General features: G+C 69.4%; 16 protein-coding genes and 1 pseudogene. 11 read left to right on the forward strand and 6 right to left on the reverse strand.

The annotated features are described in order from the left end of the window. Positions 1-1,164 carry a M20 aminoacylase family protein gene (locus P1J78_RS09130; protein WP_275567036.1) on the reverse strand — a complete coding sequence of 388 codons (1,164 nt, stop codon included), beginning with the start codon at positions 1,162-1,164 and terminating at the stop codon, positions 1-3. A 68-nt stretch (positions 1,165-1,232) separates the two neighbouring features. Between P1J78_RS09130 and mazG the strand changes: the two genes are divergently transcribed. The 4 genes from mazG to P1J78_RS09150 all read left to right on the forward strand — a co-directional run bounded on the left by mazG (position 1,233) and on the right by P1J78_RS09150 (position 4,708). Then, entirely contained in the window at positions 1,233-2,039 is an 807-nt protein-coding gene (mazG, locus tag P1J78_RS09135; RefSeq protein ID WP_275567037.1) for a nucleoside triphosphate pyrophosphohydrolase, read from the forward strand. Positions 2,040-2,246: 207 nt separating this feature from the next. Continuing rightward, complete coding sequence (locus P1J78_RS09140; RefSeq protein ID WP_275567038.1) at positions 2,247-3,245, forward strand: Fe(3+) ABC transporter substrate-binding protein; 999 nt, start codon at positions 2,247-2,249, stop codon at positions 3,243-3,245. A 63-nt stretch (positions 3,246-3,308) separates the two neighbouring features. After that, positions 3,309-4,250 (forward strand): nucleoside hydrolase, encoded by a 942-nt coding sequence (locus P1J78_RS09145; RefSeq protein ID WP_275567039.1) that lies wholly within the window; start codon positions 3,309-3,311, stop codon positions 4,248-4,250. A gap of 8 nt (positions 4,251-4,258) precedes the next feature. Beyond that, positions 4,259-4,708: a GNAT family N-acetyltransferase gene (locus P1J78_RS09150; RefSeq protein WP_374213217.1), complete on the forward strand. Its 450-nt coding sequence runs from the start codon at positions 4,259-4,261 to the stop codon at positions 4,706-4,708. A gap of 5 nt (positions 4,709-4,713) precedes the next feature. On the opposite strand, the gene P1J78_RS09155 is transcribed toward P1J78_RS09150, so the two are convergent. Then, positions 4,714-5,250, reverse strand: coding sequence for a CBS domain-containing protein (locus tag P1J78_RS09155; RefSeq protein ID WP_275567041.1), 537 nt, complete (start codon positions 5,248-5,250; stop codon positions 4,714-4,716). Positions 5,251-5,366: 116 nt separating this feature from the next. Between P1J78_RS09155 and P1J78_RS09160 the strand changes: the two genes are divergently transcribed. After that, positions 5,367-6,800: a protein adenylyltransferase SelO gene (locus P1J78_RS09160; protein ID WP_275567042.1), complete on the forward strand. Its 1,434-nt coding sequence runs from the start codon at positions 5,367-5,369 to the stop codon at positions 6,798-6,800. Then, a pseudogene (locus tag P1J78_RS09165) lies at positions 6,745-7,398 on the forward strand (endonuclease/exonuclease/phosphatase family protein); the annotation flags it as partial. The gene P1J78_RS09160 and the pseudogene P1J78_RS09165, both read left to right, overlap by 56 nt. Positions 7,399-7,454: 56 nt before the next feature. On the opposite strand, the gene P1J78_RS09170 reads toward P1J78_RS09165, so the two are convergent. Next, the gene (locus P1J78_RS09170) at positions 7,455-8,366 is read right to left on the reverse strand and encodes a DMT family transporter (protein WP_275567043.1); all 912 of its coding nucleotides are present in this window, start codon (positions 8,364-8,366) and stop codon (positions 7,455-7,457) included. An 85-nt stretch (positions 8,367-8,451) separates the two neighbouring features. On the opposite strand from P1J78_RS09170, the gene P1J78_RS09175 reads away from it, so the two are divergent. After that, positions 8,452-9,705 carry a cation:proton antiporter gene (locus tag P1J78_RS09175; protein WP_275567044.1) on the forward strand — a complete coding sequence of 418 codons (1,254 nt, stop codon included), beginning with the start codon at positions 8,452-8,454 and terminating at the stop codon, positions 9,703-9,705. 169 nt (positions 9,706-9,874) lie between these two features. Here the strand turns inward: P1J78_RS09175 and P1J78_RS09180 are convergent, their stop codons facing one another. Further along, a complete protein-coding gene (locus P1J78_RS09180; protein ID WP_275567045.1) occupies positions 9,875-9,997 on the reverse strand; it encodes a hypothetical protein in 123 nt (40 codons plus the stop codon). Positions 9,998-10,155: 158 nt separating this feature from the next. On the opposite strand from P1J78_RS09180, the gene P1J78_RS09185 reads away from it, so the two are divergent. Both P1J78_RS09185 and P1J78_RS09190 read left to right on the forward strand, forming a co-directional pair. Next, a complete protein-coding gene (locus P1J78_RS09185) occupies positions 10,156-10,572 on the forward strand; it encodes a Fur family transcriptional regulator (protein WP_275567046.1) in 417 nt (138 codons plus the stop codon). After that, on the forward strand, positions 10,569-11,504 hold the full coding sequence (locus P1J78_RS09190) for a DMT family transporter (protein ID WP_275567047.1): 936 nt from the start codon (positions 10,569-10,571) through the stop codon (positions 11,502-11,504). The genes P1J78_RS09185 and P1J78_RS09190 overlap by 4 nt, the downstream gene beginning before the upstream one ends. On the opposite strand, the gene P1J78_RS09195 is transcribed toward P1J78_RS09190, so the two are convergent. Next, positions 11,479-11,727, reverse strand: a complete 249-nt coding sequence (locus tag P1J78_RS09195; protein ID WP_275567048.1) for a c-type cytochrome — start codon at positions 11,725-11,727, stop codon at positions 11,479-11,481. The genes P1J78_RS09190 and P1J78_RS09195 overlap by 26 nt on opposite strands. A gap of 166 nt (positions 11,728-11,893) precedes the next feature. On the opposite strand from P1J78_RS09195, the gene eno reads away from it, so the two are divergent. Together eno and P1J78_RS09205 are read left to right on the forward strand one after the other, a co-directional pair. Beyond that, positions 11,894-13,171, forward strand: a complete 1,278-nt coding sequence (gene eno, locus P1J78_RS09200) for a phosphopyruvate hydratase (protein WP_275567049.1) — start codon at positions 11,894-11,896, stop codon at positions 13,169-13,171. Positions 13,172-13,193: 22 nt separating this feature from the next. Continuing rightward, entirely contained in the window at positions 13,194-13,526 is a 333-nt protein-coding gene (locus P1J78_RS09205) for a YrdB family protein (protein WP_275567050.1), read from the forward strand. A 5-nt stretch (positions 13,527-13,531) separates the two neighbouring features. On the opposite strand, the gene P1J78_RS09210 is transcribed toward P1J78_RS09205, so the two are convergent. Continuing rightward, positions 13,532-14,050: a PRC-barrel domain-containing protein gene (locus P1J78_RS09210; RefSeq protein WP_275567051.1), complete on the reverse strand. Its 519-nt coding sequence runs from the start codon at positions 14,048-14,050 to the stop codon at positions 13,532-13,534. Positions 14,051-14,157: the final 107 nt, after the last annotated feature.

The following is a 14,157-nucleotide window of genomic DNA, read 5'->3' on the forward strand; positions in this document are numbered from 1 at the left end:
TCAGCCCGCCGGCTGCGCCCGCTCCACCAGGCGCGCGAAGAACGACGCGCCGACCGGCGCGATCTCGTCGTTGAAGTCGTATTCCGGGTGATGCACCGTCGGCCCGTCGCCCTGGCCCAGGAACAGGTACGCTCCCGGCCGCGCGTTCAGCATGAACGAGAAATCCTCCGCCCCCATCTCGCGCGTCGTCTGCCGGTCCACGTTGTCCGCGCCCACGATCTCCTCGGCCACGCCGGCCGCGAACGCCGCCGGACCTTCCGCGTTCACCGTCGGCGGATAGCCCTCGTCGATCTCCAGCGCCACCTCGACGCCGAAGGCCGCGCGGTGCCCCGCCACGATCTCCTCCAGCCGCCGGAACACCATCGCCCGCACCTCCGGGTCGAAGGTGCGCACGGTGCCGCCGCACCACGCCACCGAGGGGATCACGTTGAACGCCGTGCCCGAATGCAGCTGCGTGACCGAGATCACCAGGTCGTCGAGCGGCCGGTGGTTGCGGCTGACGATGGTCTGCACCGCCTGCACCATCGAGACGACGGCCGGCAGCGGGTCCACCGTCTCGTGCGGCCAGGCCGCGTGCCCGCCCCGGCCCGTCACCCGGATGGTGAACTCGTCCACCGCCGCCATGATCGGCCCGGGCGTGGTGTGGAACGTCCCCACCGGGAATTGCGGCGCGTTGTGGATGCCGTAGACCTGGCCGATCCCGAACCGCTCCATGATGCCTTCCTTGACCATCTCGTCGCCGCCGCCGCCGCCCTCCTCGGCCGGCTGGAAGATCAGCGCCACCTTGCCCGCGAAGTTGCGCGTCTCGCACAGGTACTTCGCCGCGCCCAAGAGCATCGCCGTATGCCCGTCATGCCCGCAGGCATGCATCGCGCCGGGCACCTCGCTTGCATAGTCCAGCCCCGTCTCCTCGGCCATCGGCAGCGCGTCCATGTCGGCGCGCAGCCCGATGACGGGCCCGTCGCCCCGGCCGTCCACGATGGCGACGATCCCGCTCGTCGCGATCCCCTCGTGCAGCGCGTCCACCCCGAACTCCCGCAGCCGCTCGGCCACGAAACCGGCGGTCCGGTGACAGGCGAAGCCCAGCTCGGGATGCCGGTGCAGCCAGCGGCGCCACTCGGCCATCTCCGGCGCGAAATCCCCGATCCGGTTGACGATGGCCATGGTGGACTCTCCCCGAAGGTTTGACGGATAAGCGGGCCAGACGATTGCACGAAGCGGAAAGCCCGACAATGGCGAAAGACGACCTCGTCCACGACCCCCGCGGCGGCCTGCCGCGCCTGCGCGAGATCATGCGCCGGCTGCGCGATCCCGACACGGGCTGCCCCTGGGACATCGAGCAGAGCTTCGCCACCATCGCCCCCTACACGATCGAGGAGGCCTACGAGGTCGCCGACGCCATCGAGCGCGAGGCCTGGGACGAGCTGAAGGGCGAGTTGGGCGATCTGCTGTTCCAGGCCGTCTTCCACGCGCAGATGGCCGAGGAAAAGGGCCTGTTCGACCTCGACCAGGTCGCCGACACGATGTCCGACAAGATGGTCGCCCGGCACCCGCATGTCTTCGGCGACGCCTCCCGCGACAAGTCCGCCGAGGACCAGACCCGCGACTGGGAAACCGTCAAGGCCGCCGAACGCGCCGACCGCGGCGCCCATGGCGTGCTCGACGACGTGGCCATCGGCCTGCCCGCCCTCCTGCGCGCGCTCAAGCTGCAGAAACGCGCCGCCCGGGTCGGCTTCGACTGGCCCGAGATCGGCGAGGTGCTAGACAAGCTGACCGAGGAAGCCCGCGAGCTGGCCGAGGCGGACGACCCCGACCACGCCTTCGAGGAGATGGGCGATTTCCTCTTCGTCGCCGCCAACCTCGCCCGCTGGAAAGGCATCGACCCCGAGGCCGCCCTGCGCGCCGCCAACGCCAAGTTCACCCGCCGCTTCCGCCACATCGAGGCCGAGCTCGAAAACCGCGGCAAACGCCCCGAGGACAGCGACCTCGCCGAGATGGACGCCCTCTGGAACGCCGCGAAGGCCGCCGAAAAGCGCTGACTCCCCCGCTTCTTCTCGTTCCAAATACGCAAAATCCGGCCGCCCCACGCGCGCTGCCGCCCGCCTCGGTGCGCGCCCCGGTGCGATCATGCGCCACAGGCGAAAGGCCCCGCGCCGGGGCGAACTTTCGCCCGACTCTTTCGATCAGCTATTGACCCGACAAAAAGTGTCGGATTTAACCCTGCCGAACGCAACGAGGAGGTTCCGATGATCCGCACGACACTTCTTGCCACCGCTGCAATCGCCGCCACCCCGGCGCTGGCGGAGGTCAACGTCTACACCACGCGCCAGCCCGAGCTGATCGAACCGGTGATGGACGCCTTCACCGAGGAGACCGGCATCGAGGTCAACCTCGCCTATATCGATTCCGGCATCGTCGAGCGCCTGCGCGCCGAGGGCGACCGTTCGCCCGCCGACCTGGTGATGACGGTGGACATCGCCAACCTGAAGCAGATCGTCGATGCCGGCGTCGTCCAGCCGGTCGACAGCGAGGTCCTGCAGGAGAACATCCCCGCCGAGCTGCGCGACACCGAGAACCGCTGGTTCGGCCTGACCACCCGCGCCCGCATCGTCTATGCCTCGAAAGAGCGCGTGGCCGACGGCGAGGTGACCACCTACGAGGATCTCGCCTCCGACACCTGGGAGGGGCGGATCTGCACCCGCTCGGGCACCCACAACTACAACCTCGCGCTGATGTCGGCGATGATCGCCCATCACGGCGAGGAGTACGCCAAGGAATGGGCCGCCGACGTCAAGGACAACCTCGCCCGCAAGCCGCAGGGCAACGACCGCGCGCAGGTCAAGGCGATCTGGGCCGGCGAATGCGACATCTCGCTCGGCAACACCTATTACATGGGCCTGATGGTCAATAACCCCGATCAGCAGGCCTGGGCCGACGCGGTGCGCATCGTCTTCCCCGAATTCGAGGATGGCGGCACCCATGTGAACGTCTCCGGCGTCGCCCTGACCCAGGCTGCGCCGAACGAGGACGAGGCGATCCGGCTGATGGAATACCTCTCCTCGCCCGAGGCGCAGTCGATCTATGCCGAGATCAACAACGAGTACCCGGTGCTGCCCTCGGCCGAGATCTCGGACCTGGTGGCCAGCTGGGGCGAGTTCACGCCGGACGATATCGACCTGACCACCGTGGCCGGCCACCGCGCCGACGCGCTGCGGATCATGGAAGAGGTCAACTTCGACGGCTGATCTCCGCGCGGGCCGTCCGCGGCCCGCTTTACAATCCCCGCGCGGCGGCTCAGGGTCCGCGCCATGAGCCGCCGCAAGATCATCATCGACACCGACCCGGGCCAGGACGACGCCATCGCGATCCTGCTGGCGCTGGCCAGCCCCGACGCGCTGGAGCTGTTGGGCATCACCTGCGTCGCGGGCAACGTCCCCCTGCCCCTTACCGCCGAAAATGCCCGCAAGGTCTGCGAGTTGGCGGGCAAGGTTGATGTGCCCGTCTATGCCGGCTGCGAGGCCCCCATGGCGCGCAAGTTGGTCACGGCAGAGCATGTCCACGGCAAGACCGGCCTCGACGGTGCCGACCTGCCGCCCCCGACGATGCCCCTGCAGGACACCCACGCCGTCGACTTCCTGATCGACACGCTGCGCCGCGCGCCGGCGGGCAGCGTCACGCTCTGCCCGCTGGGGCCGCTGACCAATATCGGCACCGCCTTCGCCCGCGCCCCCGACATCGTGGACCGCGTGCAGCAGATCGTGCTGATGGGCGGCGCCTATTTCGAGGTGGGCAACATCACCCCGGCGGCCGAGTTCAACATCTACGTCGACCCGGAAGCCGCTGACAGGGTTATGACATCCGGCGTCGACATCGTCGTGTCGCCGCTCGACGTCACGCACAAGGCGCTGACCACGCGGCCCCGGATCGAGGCGTTCCGGGCGCTCGGCACCAGGATCGGCGAGGCCGTCGCCGGCTGGACCGACTTCTTCGAGCGCTTCGACATGGAGAAATACGGCCAAGACGGCGCGCCGCTGCACGACCCGACCGTCATCGCCTACCTGCTGCAGCCCGAGCTGTTCACCGGCCGCCGCATCAATGTCGAGATCGAGACGCAGTCCGACCTGACCCGCGGCATGACCGTCGCCGACTGGTGGCGCGTGACCGACCGCCCGGCCAACGCGCTGTTTCTGGGCGATATCGACGCGACCAGCTTCTATTCCCTGCTGACCGAAAGGCTGGCCCGCCTGTGACCGCCCGAATGCACCTCGCGGATGCGGACGATCTCGACCGCCTCCTGCCGCTCGTCGCCGCCAGCCATGCCCACGAGGGCATCGAACAGGACGACGCCACCCGCCGCGCCGCGCTGGCGCCGCTGCTGGAGGGCTCGCCGCACGGCGCGATCTGGCTGATCGGGCCGCGCCGCGCGCCCGTCGGCTTCATCGCCATCTCCTTCGGCTGGTCGATCGAGATGGGCGGCCTGGACGGCTTCGTGGACGAGTTCTTCATCCGCGAAAGCGTGCGCGGCCGCGGCGTCGGGACCGAGGTTCTGATGGGCCTGCTGCCGCAGCTGGCGCAGGCCGGCGTCACGGCGCTGCACCTGGAAGTCGGCCGCGACAACGACCGCGCCCGCAAGCTCTATGAAAAGCGCGGCTTCCGGATGCGCGAGGGCAACAGCCTCATGACCTGGCGCGCGCGACCGATGTCATGAGCGCCTCATAGCGCCATCAGCACGACCATCATCAGGATCAGGTACAGCAGGATCCCGCCGCCGATCAGCACATAGGTGAAGTTGCGGCTGAGCGACGCCCTGGCGATCTGCCGGCCCTGGTGGAGCAGGTCGGGCCATGTATAGCTGACGAAGTCGCCCTGCGTGAACACCGCCTTGATCCGGCCCTCCGCATCCACCACGGGCAGCCGGCGGAAGCGTTCGTTCGACATCATCCGCAGCCAGTTCAGCAGGTCGTCGGTCTCGCGTGCCAGCCGCAGCTCGGTGGTCATCACCTCCGACAGCGGCGTGGTCTGCGGGTCGCGCTTGCCGTCGACGACCTTGCGCATCACGTCGCGCTCGGTCATCAGCCCGACGGGCTTGTTGTCGCCGTCCACCACGATGACCGAGCCGTAGTTATGGGCGTTCATCGCGGTCACGGCCTCGGCGACCGTGGCCTCGGGCGGCCGGGTCAGCGGGTCGGGTTTCGTGTCGTATTCGGCGCGGTCCATCAGCCGCATGCCGGGGCGGGGCGAGTCCTGCATCGGATCCTCCATCATGGTTTGGTGGCTTGTACGGGGCGCCGGGATACATAGATCAGTCATGAGACTGGCCCGGGCCCAAGCGCGCCGGGTCGCATGAAACAACGCCCGCCGGACCGATGAACCTGCACGTCCCCTTCGACAACAGCTACGGCCGCCTGCCGGACCGCTTCTTTACCCGCATCGCGCCCACGCCGGTGACGGACCCGTCGCTGATCGCCCTGAACGATCCGCTCGCCCGCGACCTCGGGCTCGACCCGAAGGCGCTGCGCGCCCCCGACGGGGTCGCCGCGCTGGCCGGCAACGCGGTGCCCGAGGGCGCCGACCCGCTGGCGCAGGCCTATGCCGGCCACCAGTTCGGCGGGTTCTCGCCGCAGCTCGGCGACGGCCGCGCGATCCTGCTGGGAGAAGTGCTGGATTCCAACGGGATACGCCGCGACATTCAACTGAAGGGCTCGGGCCCCACGCCGTATTCCCGGATGGGCGACGGCCGCGCCTGGGTCGGGCCCGTCCTGCGCGAATACATCGTGTCCGAGGCGATGCACGCGCTCGGCATCCCCACCACCCGCGCCCTCGCGGCCGTCGCCACGGGCGAGCCGGTGGTGCGCGAGCGCCCGTTCCCCGGCGCCGTCCTGACCCGCGTCGCCTCCAGCCATATCCGCGTCGGCACCTTCCAGTTCTTCGCCGTGAGGGAAGACGCGGAAGCCATTGAAAAGCTGACGCAATACGTGATCGAGCGGCACTACCCCGACGCCACCGACGCGCTCGACCTGCTGAACCGCGTGATCGCGCGGCAGGCCCGGCTGGTGGCGCAGTGGATGGGCGTGGGCTTCATCCACGGCGTGATGAACACCGACAACACCCATGTCGCCGGCGAGACCATCGACTATGGCCCCTGCGCCTTCATGGATGCCTATCACCCGGGCAAGGTGTTCTCGTCGATCGACCAGTTCGGCCGCTATGCCTATGGCAAGCAACCGGAAATCGCCGTGTGGAACCTCGCCCAGTTCGCCACCGCGATCCTGCCGCTGATCGACGCGGATCGCGACACCGCCATCGAGAAGGCAACCGAGGCGGTCCATCGCTTCCCCGATCTCTATGCCGACGCCTGGGCGGAGATCTTCCGCGCCAAGATCGGCCTGGCCACGGCGGAGCCCGAGGACATCAAGCTGATCGAGCGGCTGCTAACCAGCATGGCCACGCTCGGCGCCGATTTCACCAACACCTTCCGCGCCCTGTCCGGCGACGACCCCGCCGCCGCCTTCGCCGAGCGCGAGGCGTTCGACGCCTGGGCCCCCGACTGGCACGCGCGGCTGGAGCGGGACGGCCAGGGCTGGCCCGCGCAGAAGGCGCTTATGGAGCGGACGAACCCCGCCGTCACCCCGCGCAACCACCGCATCGAACAGGCGATTTCCGCGGCCGTGAAAGGCGATTACAGCCCGTTCTTCAAGCTGAACGAGGTGCTGGCCACGCCCTTCGCGCTGTCCGAGCCCGCCTATGCCGATCCGCCGAAGGCCGACGAGGAGGTCCGCCGGACCTTCTGCGGCACCTGACGGCGCGGGACCGGGACGGGTGCGGCTGGCCAGCTACAACATTCGCAAGTGCATCGGCCTCGACCGACAGCGCGATCCGGGGCGGATTCTGCATGTGATCAACCATTTGCAGGCCGACGTGGTGGTGCTGCAGGAAGCCGACAAGCGCCTGGGCGCGCGCCCCGCCGCGCTGCCGCGCGAGATGGTGGAGGCGGAGACCGACTTCACCGCCGTCGACCTGGCCGGCAACGCCGTCTCGCTCGGCTGGCACGGCAACGCGGTGCTGGTGCGGCGCGGGCTGGAGATCACCGGCACGGCCCGGCTCGACCTGCCCGGCACCGAGCCGCGCGGCGCCGTCGCGGTGGAAATCGCGGGCTGCCTGCGCATCGTCGGCGTGCATCTCGGCCTGATGCGCCGTGACCGGCGGCGACAGCTGTCCCGCATCGCGCGCCGGTTCCACGACGACATGCCCACGGCGATCCTCGGCGACTTCAACGAATGGCGGGCCAAGGCGGGGCTGGAGGCGCTCGACGACCGTTTCCGCGTCCATTCCCCGGGCCGCAGCTTTCACGCCGCGCGCCCCGTCGCGGCGCTCGACCGCGTCGCGCTGTCGCGCGATCTGACGCTGACGGATGCCGGCGTGGCCGAGGATCAGCCCGCCCGCATCGCCTCGGATCACCTGCCGGTCTGGGCCGACATAGCCGATGCCCGCGGCGGCCGGTTGATCAGCACGATCCCCGCGGCCACCAGCGCCAGCGACACCCAGAGCGACCAGGTCACCGCCTCGCCCAGAAGCAGCCAGCCGAAGATCACCCCCACCACCGGCGCCACGAAGCTGAACGACGCCACGCCGGAGGCCGGGTAGAACTTCAATAGCCAGAACCAGGACAGAAAGCCGACCGCGACGACCGCGACCTGAAACGCGATGCCAAGCGTCATCCACGGCTCGAAATCGCGGATGAACGGCCCGAAGAACAACGCCGCGACCATCAGGATCGGCGCCGAGACGGCGACCTGCCACATCAGCTGCATCTCCGGCGCCACGCGCGAGAACGGCGATATCTTGGTCAGCAGCGCGATGCTCGCCCAGCCGAGCGCCGCCGCCAGCGCCAGCATGTCGCCCAGCAGGCTCGCCTCGCCGCCGCCCGGCCGGTCCAGAAGCGCCCAGGCCACGCCCGCCATGGCCAGCGCTAGCCCCGCCGACTTGCGCCGCGTCAGCCGGTCGCCCGGCACCAGCAGATGCGCCGCCAGCGCCAGCCAGACCGGCATCGAGTAGAAGATCACCGAGGTCCGCGCCACCGTCGTCAGGTCCAGCGCGACGAACAGGAACAGGAACTCGACGGCAAAGACCACGCCCATCGCCAGCCCCGAGGGGACCGAGCCGGGCATGACCCGCACCGGCTTGCCGCGCAGCCGCATCCAGACCAGCAGGCACAGCACCACCAGGACCGAGCGCAGCCCGGCGTTGAACACCGGCTGCAGCCCGCCGTTCACCACCTTCACCACGACCTGGTTCAGCCCCAGCGCCGAGGTGAAGCCGATCAGCGACACGGCGCCGAACATGTCGATATGGTCCTTGCGCTCCATGTCGCCTCCCTTGCCGGGCGCGTCGCCGGTTCCGGGCGCCCGCGCGCCGTGCTAAGGGACCGGAAAACGGCAGGCGGGACAAGACATGACGGCCCTTCAGATCGCAGCCCTGCTGATCGTGCTCGCCGCGGCCTTCGGGGCGGTCAATTATTTCGTCCTGAAACTGCCCTCCTCCATCGGCATCCTCGTCGTGGCGCTCTTCGCGTCGGTCGCGGTCATGGGCCTCGACGCCGCGCTGCCGATGATCGACATGACGAGCGCCATCCGGTCGGAAGTGATGGAGATCGAGTTCTCCGAGGCGCTGCTGGAGGGGATGCTGGGCCTTCTGCTCTTCGCCGGCGCGCTGCATGTGAAGCTGTCGGACCTGCGCGACCAATGGCGGGTGGTGCTCTTGATGGCGACCATCGGCGTCGGGCTGTCCACCGTGATCGCCGGGGTCGGCTTCATGTGGATCGCGGGCGCGCCGCTGCTGATCGCGCTGGTCTTCGGCGCGCTGATCTCGCCCACCGACCCGGTCGCGGTGCTGGGCGTGCTGCGCGAGGCGGCGCTGCCGAAGACGCTGGAGACCAAGATCGCCGGCGAATCGCTGTTCAACGACGGGGTCGGCTATGTCGTCTTCCTGGTGCTCGTGGGCATCGCCTTCCCCTCGGGCGGCCACGGCGCGGCCGAGGATCCGCTGGCCGGCGCGGCGCTCCTCTTCGCGCAGGAGGCGGCGGGCGGCGCGGTGCTGGGCTGCGTGCTGGGCTGGCTGACCTTCCGGGTGATGCGGCGCATCGACGACTACTCGCTGGAGGTGCTCCTGACCCTGGCGCTGGCCTTCGGCGGCTACGAGCTGGCCGTCTACCTGCACGTCTCGGCGCCGATCATGGCGGTCTGCGCGGGGCTATTGATCGGCGATATCGGCACACGGCACGGGATGAGCGCCCAGACCCGCGACTATGTCGACGCCTTCTGGAAGCTGATCGACGAGATCCTGAACGCCGTGCTGTTCCTGATGATCGGGGTCGAGGTCTTCGCCGTCGCCTTCTCGCTCGACGCGGTGATCGCGGGGGCGCTGTCGATCGCGCTGGCGCTGGCGGCGCGGCTGGCGGCGGTGGCGGTGCCGGTCCTGCTGCTGAGACCGTTCCGCGGCTTTTCGCGCGGGACGATCCCGATCATGACCTGGGGCGGGCTGAAGGGTGGCATCTCGGTCGCGCTGGCGCTGTCGCTGCCGGACGGCGACTGGAAGCCGCTGATTCTCACCTGCACCTACATGGTCGTGGTGTTCTCGATCATCGTGCAGGGGCTGACCGTCGGCCGCCTCGCCATGCGGCTGGGGCGCGAGCCGGAGATGGTGTGAAACGAGACCGCGCGGCCGGGGGACGACCGGCCGCGCGGTGGGCGCCTGTCGGGCGGGGACGAAACCCGGGCGCCTTGCTGCTCTGCCGATATCGGGGACGAGGGGAGGAGGCAGGCAGCGAAGAAAGGATTAGGTGATGAAATGACTTTGGGAGGAACCTTTCGAACGGTCAGCTTCTGCGGATCGGGCCCGCGGCGCGGCCGGCCTTGCGATCCGGCCGGATCAGCCCGTAGGCGGCGACCAGCGGCAGGCAGCCGCAGCCCAGAAGGACGATGGCGATGGTGGCGGTCATGGCGTGTCTCCCTTTCGGTCTCTCCGGGCCTTCCCGGCCGGTTTCAGGGATAGGACGCGCGGGGCCCCGCCCCGGTTCAAACTTTTTTCGCGGATTTCTTCGCGGGCTTTCCGACCGCCCGCGAGTGTCCTAAACCGAGGCCCGACGCAGGAGGCACGATGTCCGACACCATTCTCGACCGCTGCGAGTCCAAGGGGCTTCGGATGACCGACCAGCGCCGCGTGATCGCGCGGGTGCTGCAGGACTCGCAGGACCACCCCGATGTCGAGGAGCTTTACGCCCGCGCCAGCGCCGCCGACCCGCGCATCTCGCTGGCCACGGTCTATCGCACCGTGAAGCTGTTCGAGGAGGCAGGCATCATCGAGAAGCTGGAATTCGGCGACGGCCGCGCCCGCTATGAGGATGCCGAGCGCGACCACCACGACCACCTGATCGACATGCAGACCGGCGCCGTGATCGAGTTCTGCGACCCCGAGATCGAGGCGCTGCAGGAGAAGATCGCCGACAAGCTGGGCTACGAGCTGCGCGGCCACCGGCTGGAGCTTTACGGCGTGCCGCGGAAGTCGCGCAAGTGAGCGCGCCCGACGCGCCCGCCGTCGAGCGCCCGATGCAGCTGATGCGCGGCATCGGGCTGATGGTGCTGGCGATGGCGCTCCTGGCGCTGTCGGACATGTTCATCAAGGCCGCCACCCGCGGCGGCCAGCCCCCCGGCCAGGTGCTGCTGCTGATGACGGTGGGCGGCACCGTCTTCTTCGTCCTGATCGCGAGGATCCAGGGCGCGCAGCTTCTCAGCCGCGCGATGCTGCACCCGGCGGTGCTCTGGCGCAACCTGTTCGAGGTGGTGGGCAGTATCGGCCTGGTCCTCGGCCTGACCTACGTGCCGCTGTCGCAATTCGCCGCGATCATGCAGATGGCGCCGCTGATCGTCGTCATCGGCGCCGCGACGATCCTGAAGGAACCCGTCGGCGCGCGCCGCTGGATGGCGGTGGCGGCCGGGATCGTCGGCATGCTGCTGGTCGTCCGCCCGGGGATGGAGGGCTTCACCCCCACCGCCTTCTTCGCGCTGATGGGCGTGTCCGGTCTCGCCCTGCGCGACCTGGTCACCCGGCTGTCGCCGCCCGGCATCCCCTCGATCTCGCTGTCGACCTGGGGCTTCGCCGTCACCATACCGTTCGGCGCGGTGCTGATGGCGCTGATGGGCGACGCGCCGCGCTGGTCCGGCCCGGCGATGTGGCATGTGGCCGGGGCCGTCGTGGTCACCGCGCTGGGCTATTATTCGCTCACCGTGGCGATGCGCGTGGCCCCGGTCTCGGTCGTGGCGCCGTTCCGCTATGCCAGGCTGGTCTTCACCATGGGCCTCGGCATACTGGTCTTCGGCGAGCGGCCCGACGCGCTGACCCTGCTCGGTGCCGCGATCATCCTGGTCGCCGGGCTCTACACCTTCCTGCGCGAACGCCAACTGGCCCGCCGCCTGCGCCGAGTCAGCGCGACCGAAGCCAGTCGATGATCGCCTGAAGCTCGGCGTCGGTGCCCTTGAAGGCCGGCGCCTTGCGCGTGCTGTGGCCGGCGCGGAACGCTTCCACGGTCGCGGGCATGCGGAAGCCCACGCCGTCGGCCGTGTGACACTCCGCGCAGGCTTCGGCGAACAGGGCCGCGCCCTCCTCCGGCGCCGGCGCCTCCTGGGCCGCCGCGCCGCCCGCGAGGACGGTCAGACAAACAACCGAAACCATCCGCATGTCCTGCGCCCCTCTCCGCGTCCATCATACCGGCGGCTACCCTTGCACTGCATCCGCCCCCCGGCAAGACGCGCCGATGCCGCAGCGCCGCGGGGGCCGTTACTCCCCCGCCCGTGTTTGCTATAGACGCAAGCGACTCAACCCCGTGCCGGAGAGCTTCATGAGCACCATCATCGACATCCACGCCCGCGAAATCCTCGACAGCCGGGGCAATCCCACCGTCGAGGTCGACGTGATCCTGGAAGACGGCACCATGGGCCGCGCCGCCGTGCCCTCGGGCGCCTCCACCGGCGCGCACGAGGCGGTGGAACGCCGCGACGGCGACAAGGCGCGCTACATGGGCAAGGGGGTGCTGGAGGCCGTGGCCTCGGTCAATGGCGAGATCGCCGAGGCGCTCGTCGGCTTCGACGCGACCGAGCAGGAGGCCATCGACGCCGCGATGATCGAGATCGACGGCACCCACAACAAGGGCCGGCTGGGCGCCAACGCCATCCTCGGGGTCTCGCTCGCCACCGCCAAGGCCGCCGCCGATTACTGCGCGCAGCCCTTGTTCCGCTATGTCGGCGGCACCTCGGCCCGCATCCTGCCGGTGCCGATGATGAACATCATCAACGGCGGCGAGCACGCCGACAACCCGATCGACATCCAGGAATTCATGATCATGCCGGTCGCCGCCACGACGATCCGCGAGGCGGTGCGCATGGGCTCGGAGGTCTTCCACACGCTGAAGAAGGAACTGTCGACCGCCGGCATGTCCACCGGCCTGGGCGACGAGGGCGGCTTTGCGCCGGAGCTGAACGGCACCCGCGACGCGCTCGACTTCATCCTGAAGAGCATCGAGAAGGCCGGCTATACCCCGGGCGACGACATCTGCCTCGCCCTGGACGCCGCCTCGACCGAGTATTTCCAGAACGGCCGCTACGAGATGAAGGGCGAAGGCAAGAGCCTGAGCCCCGACGAGAACGTCGCCTATCTGCAGTCGCTCTGCGCCGACTACCCGATCATCTCGATCGAGGACGGCATGGCCGAGGACGACTGGGACGGCTGGAAGGCGCTGACCGACGCGCTCGGCGACAAGGTGCAGCTGGTGGGCGACGACCTGTTCGTCACCAACCCCACCCGGCTGGCCGACGGCATCACCCGCGGCTGCGCCAACTCTCTTCTGGTAAAAGTCAACCAGATCGGCAGCTTGTCGGAAACTCTTAAAGCTGTCGACATGGCCCACCGCGCCGGCTACACCAACGTGATGAGCCACCGCTCGGGCGAGACCGAGGACGCGACCATCGCCGACCTCGCCGTCGCCACCAACTGCGGCCAGATCAAGACCGGCTCGCTGGCGCGCTCCGACCGGCTGGCGAAGTACAACCAGCTGATCCGCATCGAGGAGATGCTGGGCGAGACGGCGGAATATGCCGGCAAGTCGATCCTGAAAGGGTAATCGCGGGGCCGGGCGCGGGGCCATGCCGTTCCTCGTCCACAGCCTCGCCTTCGGGCTGGAAGCGGTCCTGCTCTACGCCGTCGGCCGCGCGGGCCATGCGCTGGGCCCGGGCGGCGCGGTGTCATGGCTGCTCGCCGCGCTCGCCGTGGGGACGGCCATCGCGCTCTGGGGCGTCTTCGCCGCGCCGAAATCGGCCCGCCGGCTGACCGGCGCGGCGCTGGTGCTGTTCAAGCTGGCGGCCTTCGCCGCGGGCGCCGCCGCGCTGGCCGCGAGCGGGCTGCCGAAGGCGGCGGCGCTCTACGCGCTGCTCGCCGCCTTCTACCTGGCGCTGGCGCTGCGCGAGGACGCGCTGTAGCGGGCTCAGTCGTCGCCCAGCAGCTGATCCTCGACCTCCTCGGCATTCTCGATCTGCTCCCGCGAGAGGCGGGTGACGATCAGGAAGTCCTCGTCGTCCGGCATCTGCACCAGCCGGATGTCGTCGACCGGCAGCAGCACGGTGCTGTCGCCGATCCCGAGGAAGCCGCCCACATCCACCGTGACGCCCACGACCTCGGCCCGGTCGTCCAGCACGATATCCTCGACCGCGCCGATCTCGGCCCAGCCGCTGACCACGGGCTTGAACGGCTGGCCCGAATCCCAGAACGCCTCGTCATAGGTGTCGGCCAGCGTGTAGACCACGGCGTCGGCCACCGCGTCGGCGCGGATCATCGTGCCCTCCGGCGCCATCGGCGGCGCGGTGTCGGCAGCGGCGTCGCCCGTCGTCTCTGTCGTCGTCTCTGTCGTCGGGTCGGTCTCGGCCATGGCCTCGGTGTCGCTCTCCTGCGCGGCGGCGGGCGCGGCGGCAAGGAAGGCGGTGGCGATCAGGGTGGTGCGGTACATTGGAACCTCGTGCAAATGTCGTTCGGGAGCCAACGTCCCGACGCGCCCCCCGGTTCCCGGGCGGTTCGTGCTATGCTTCGAACGGAGCGCGCCGCCATGAAAGGAGC

Origin of the sequence: Psychromarinibacter sediminicola, assembly GCF_029168335.1 — a bacterium.
In the GTDB taxonomy this organism is placed as follows: Bacteria; Pseudomonadota; Alphaproteobacteria; order Rhodobacterales; family Rhodobacteraceae; genus Psychromarinibacter; species Psychromarinibacter sediminicola.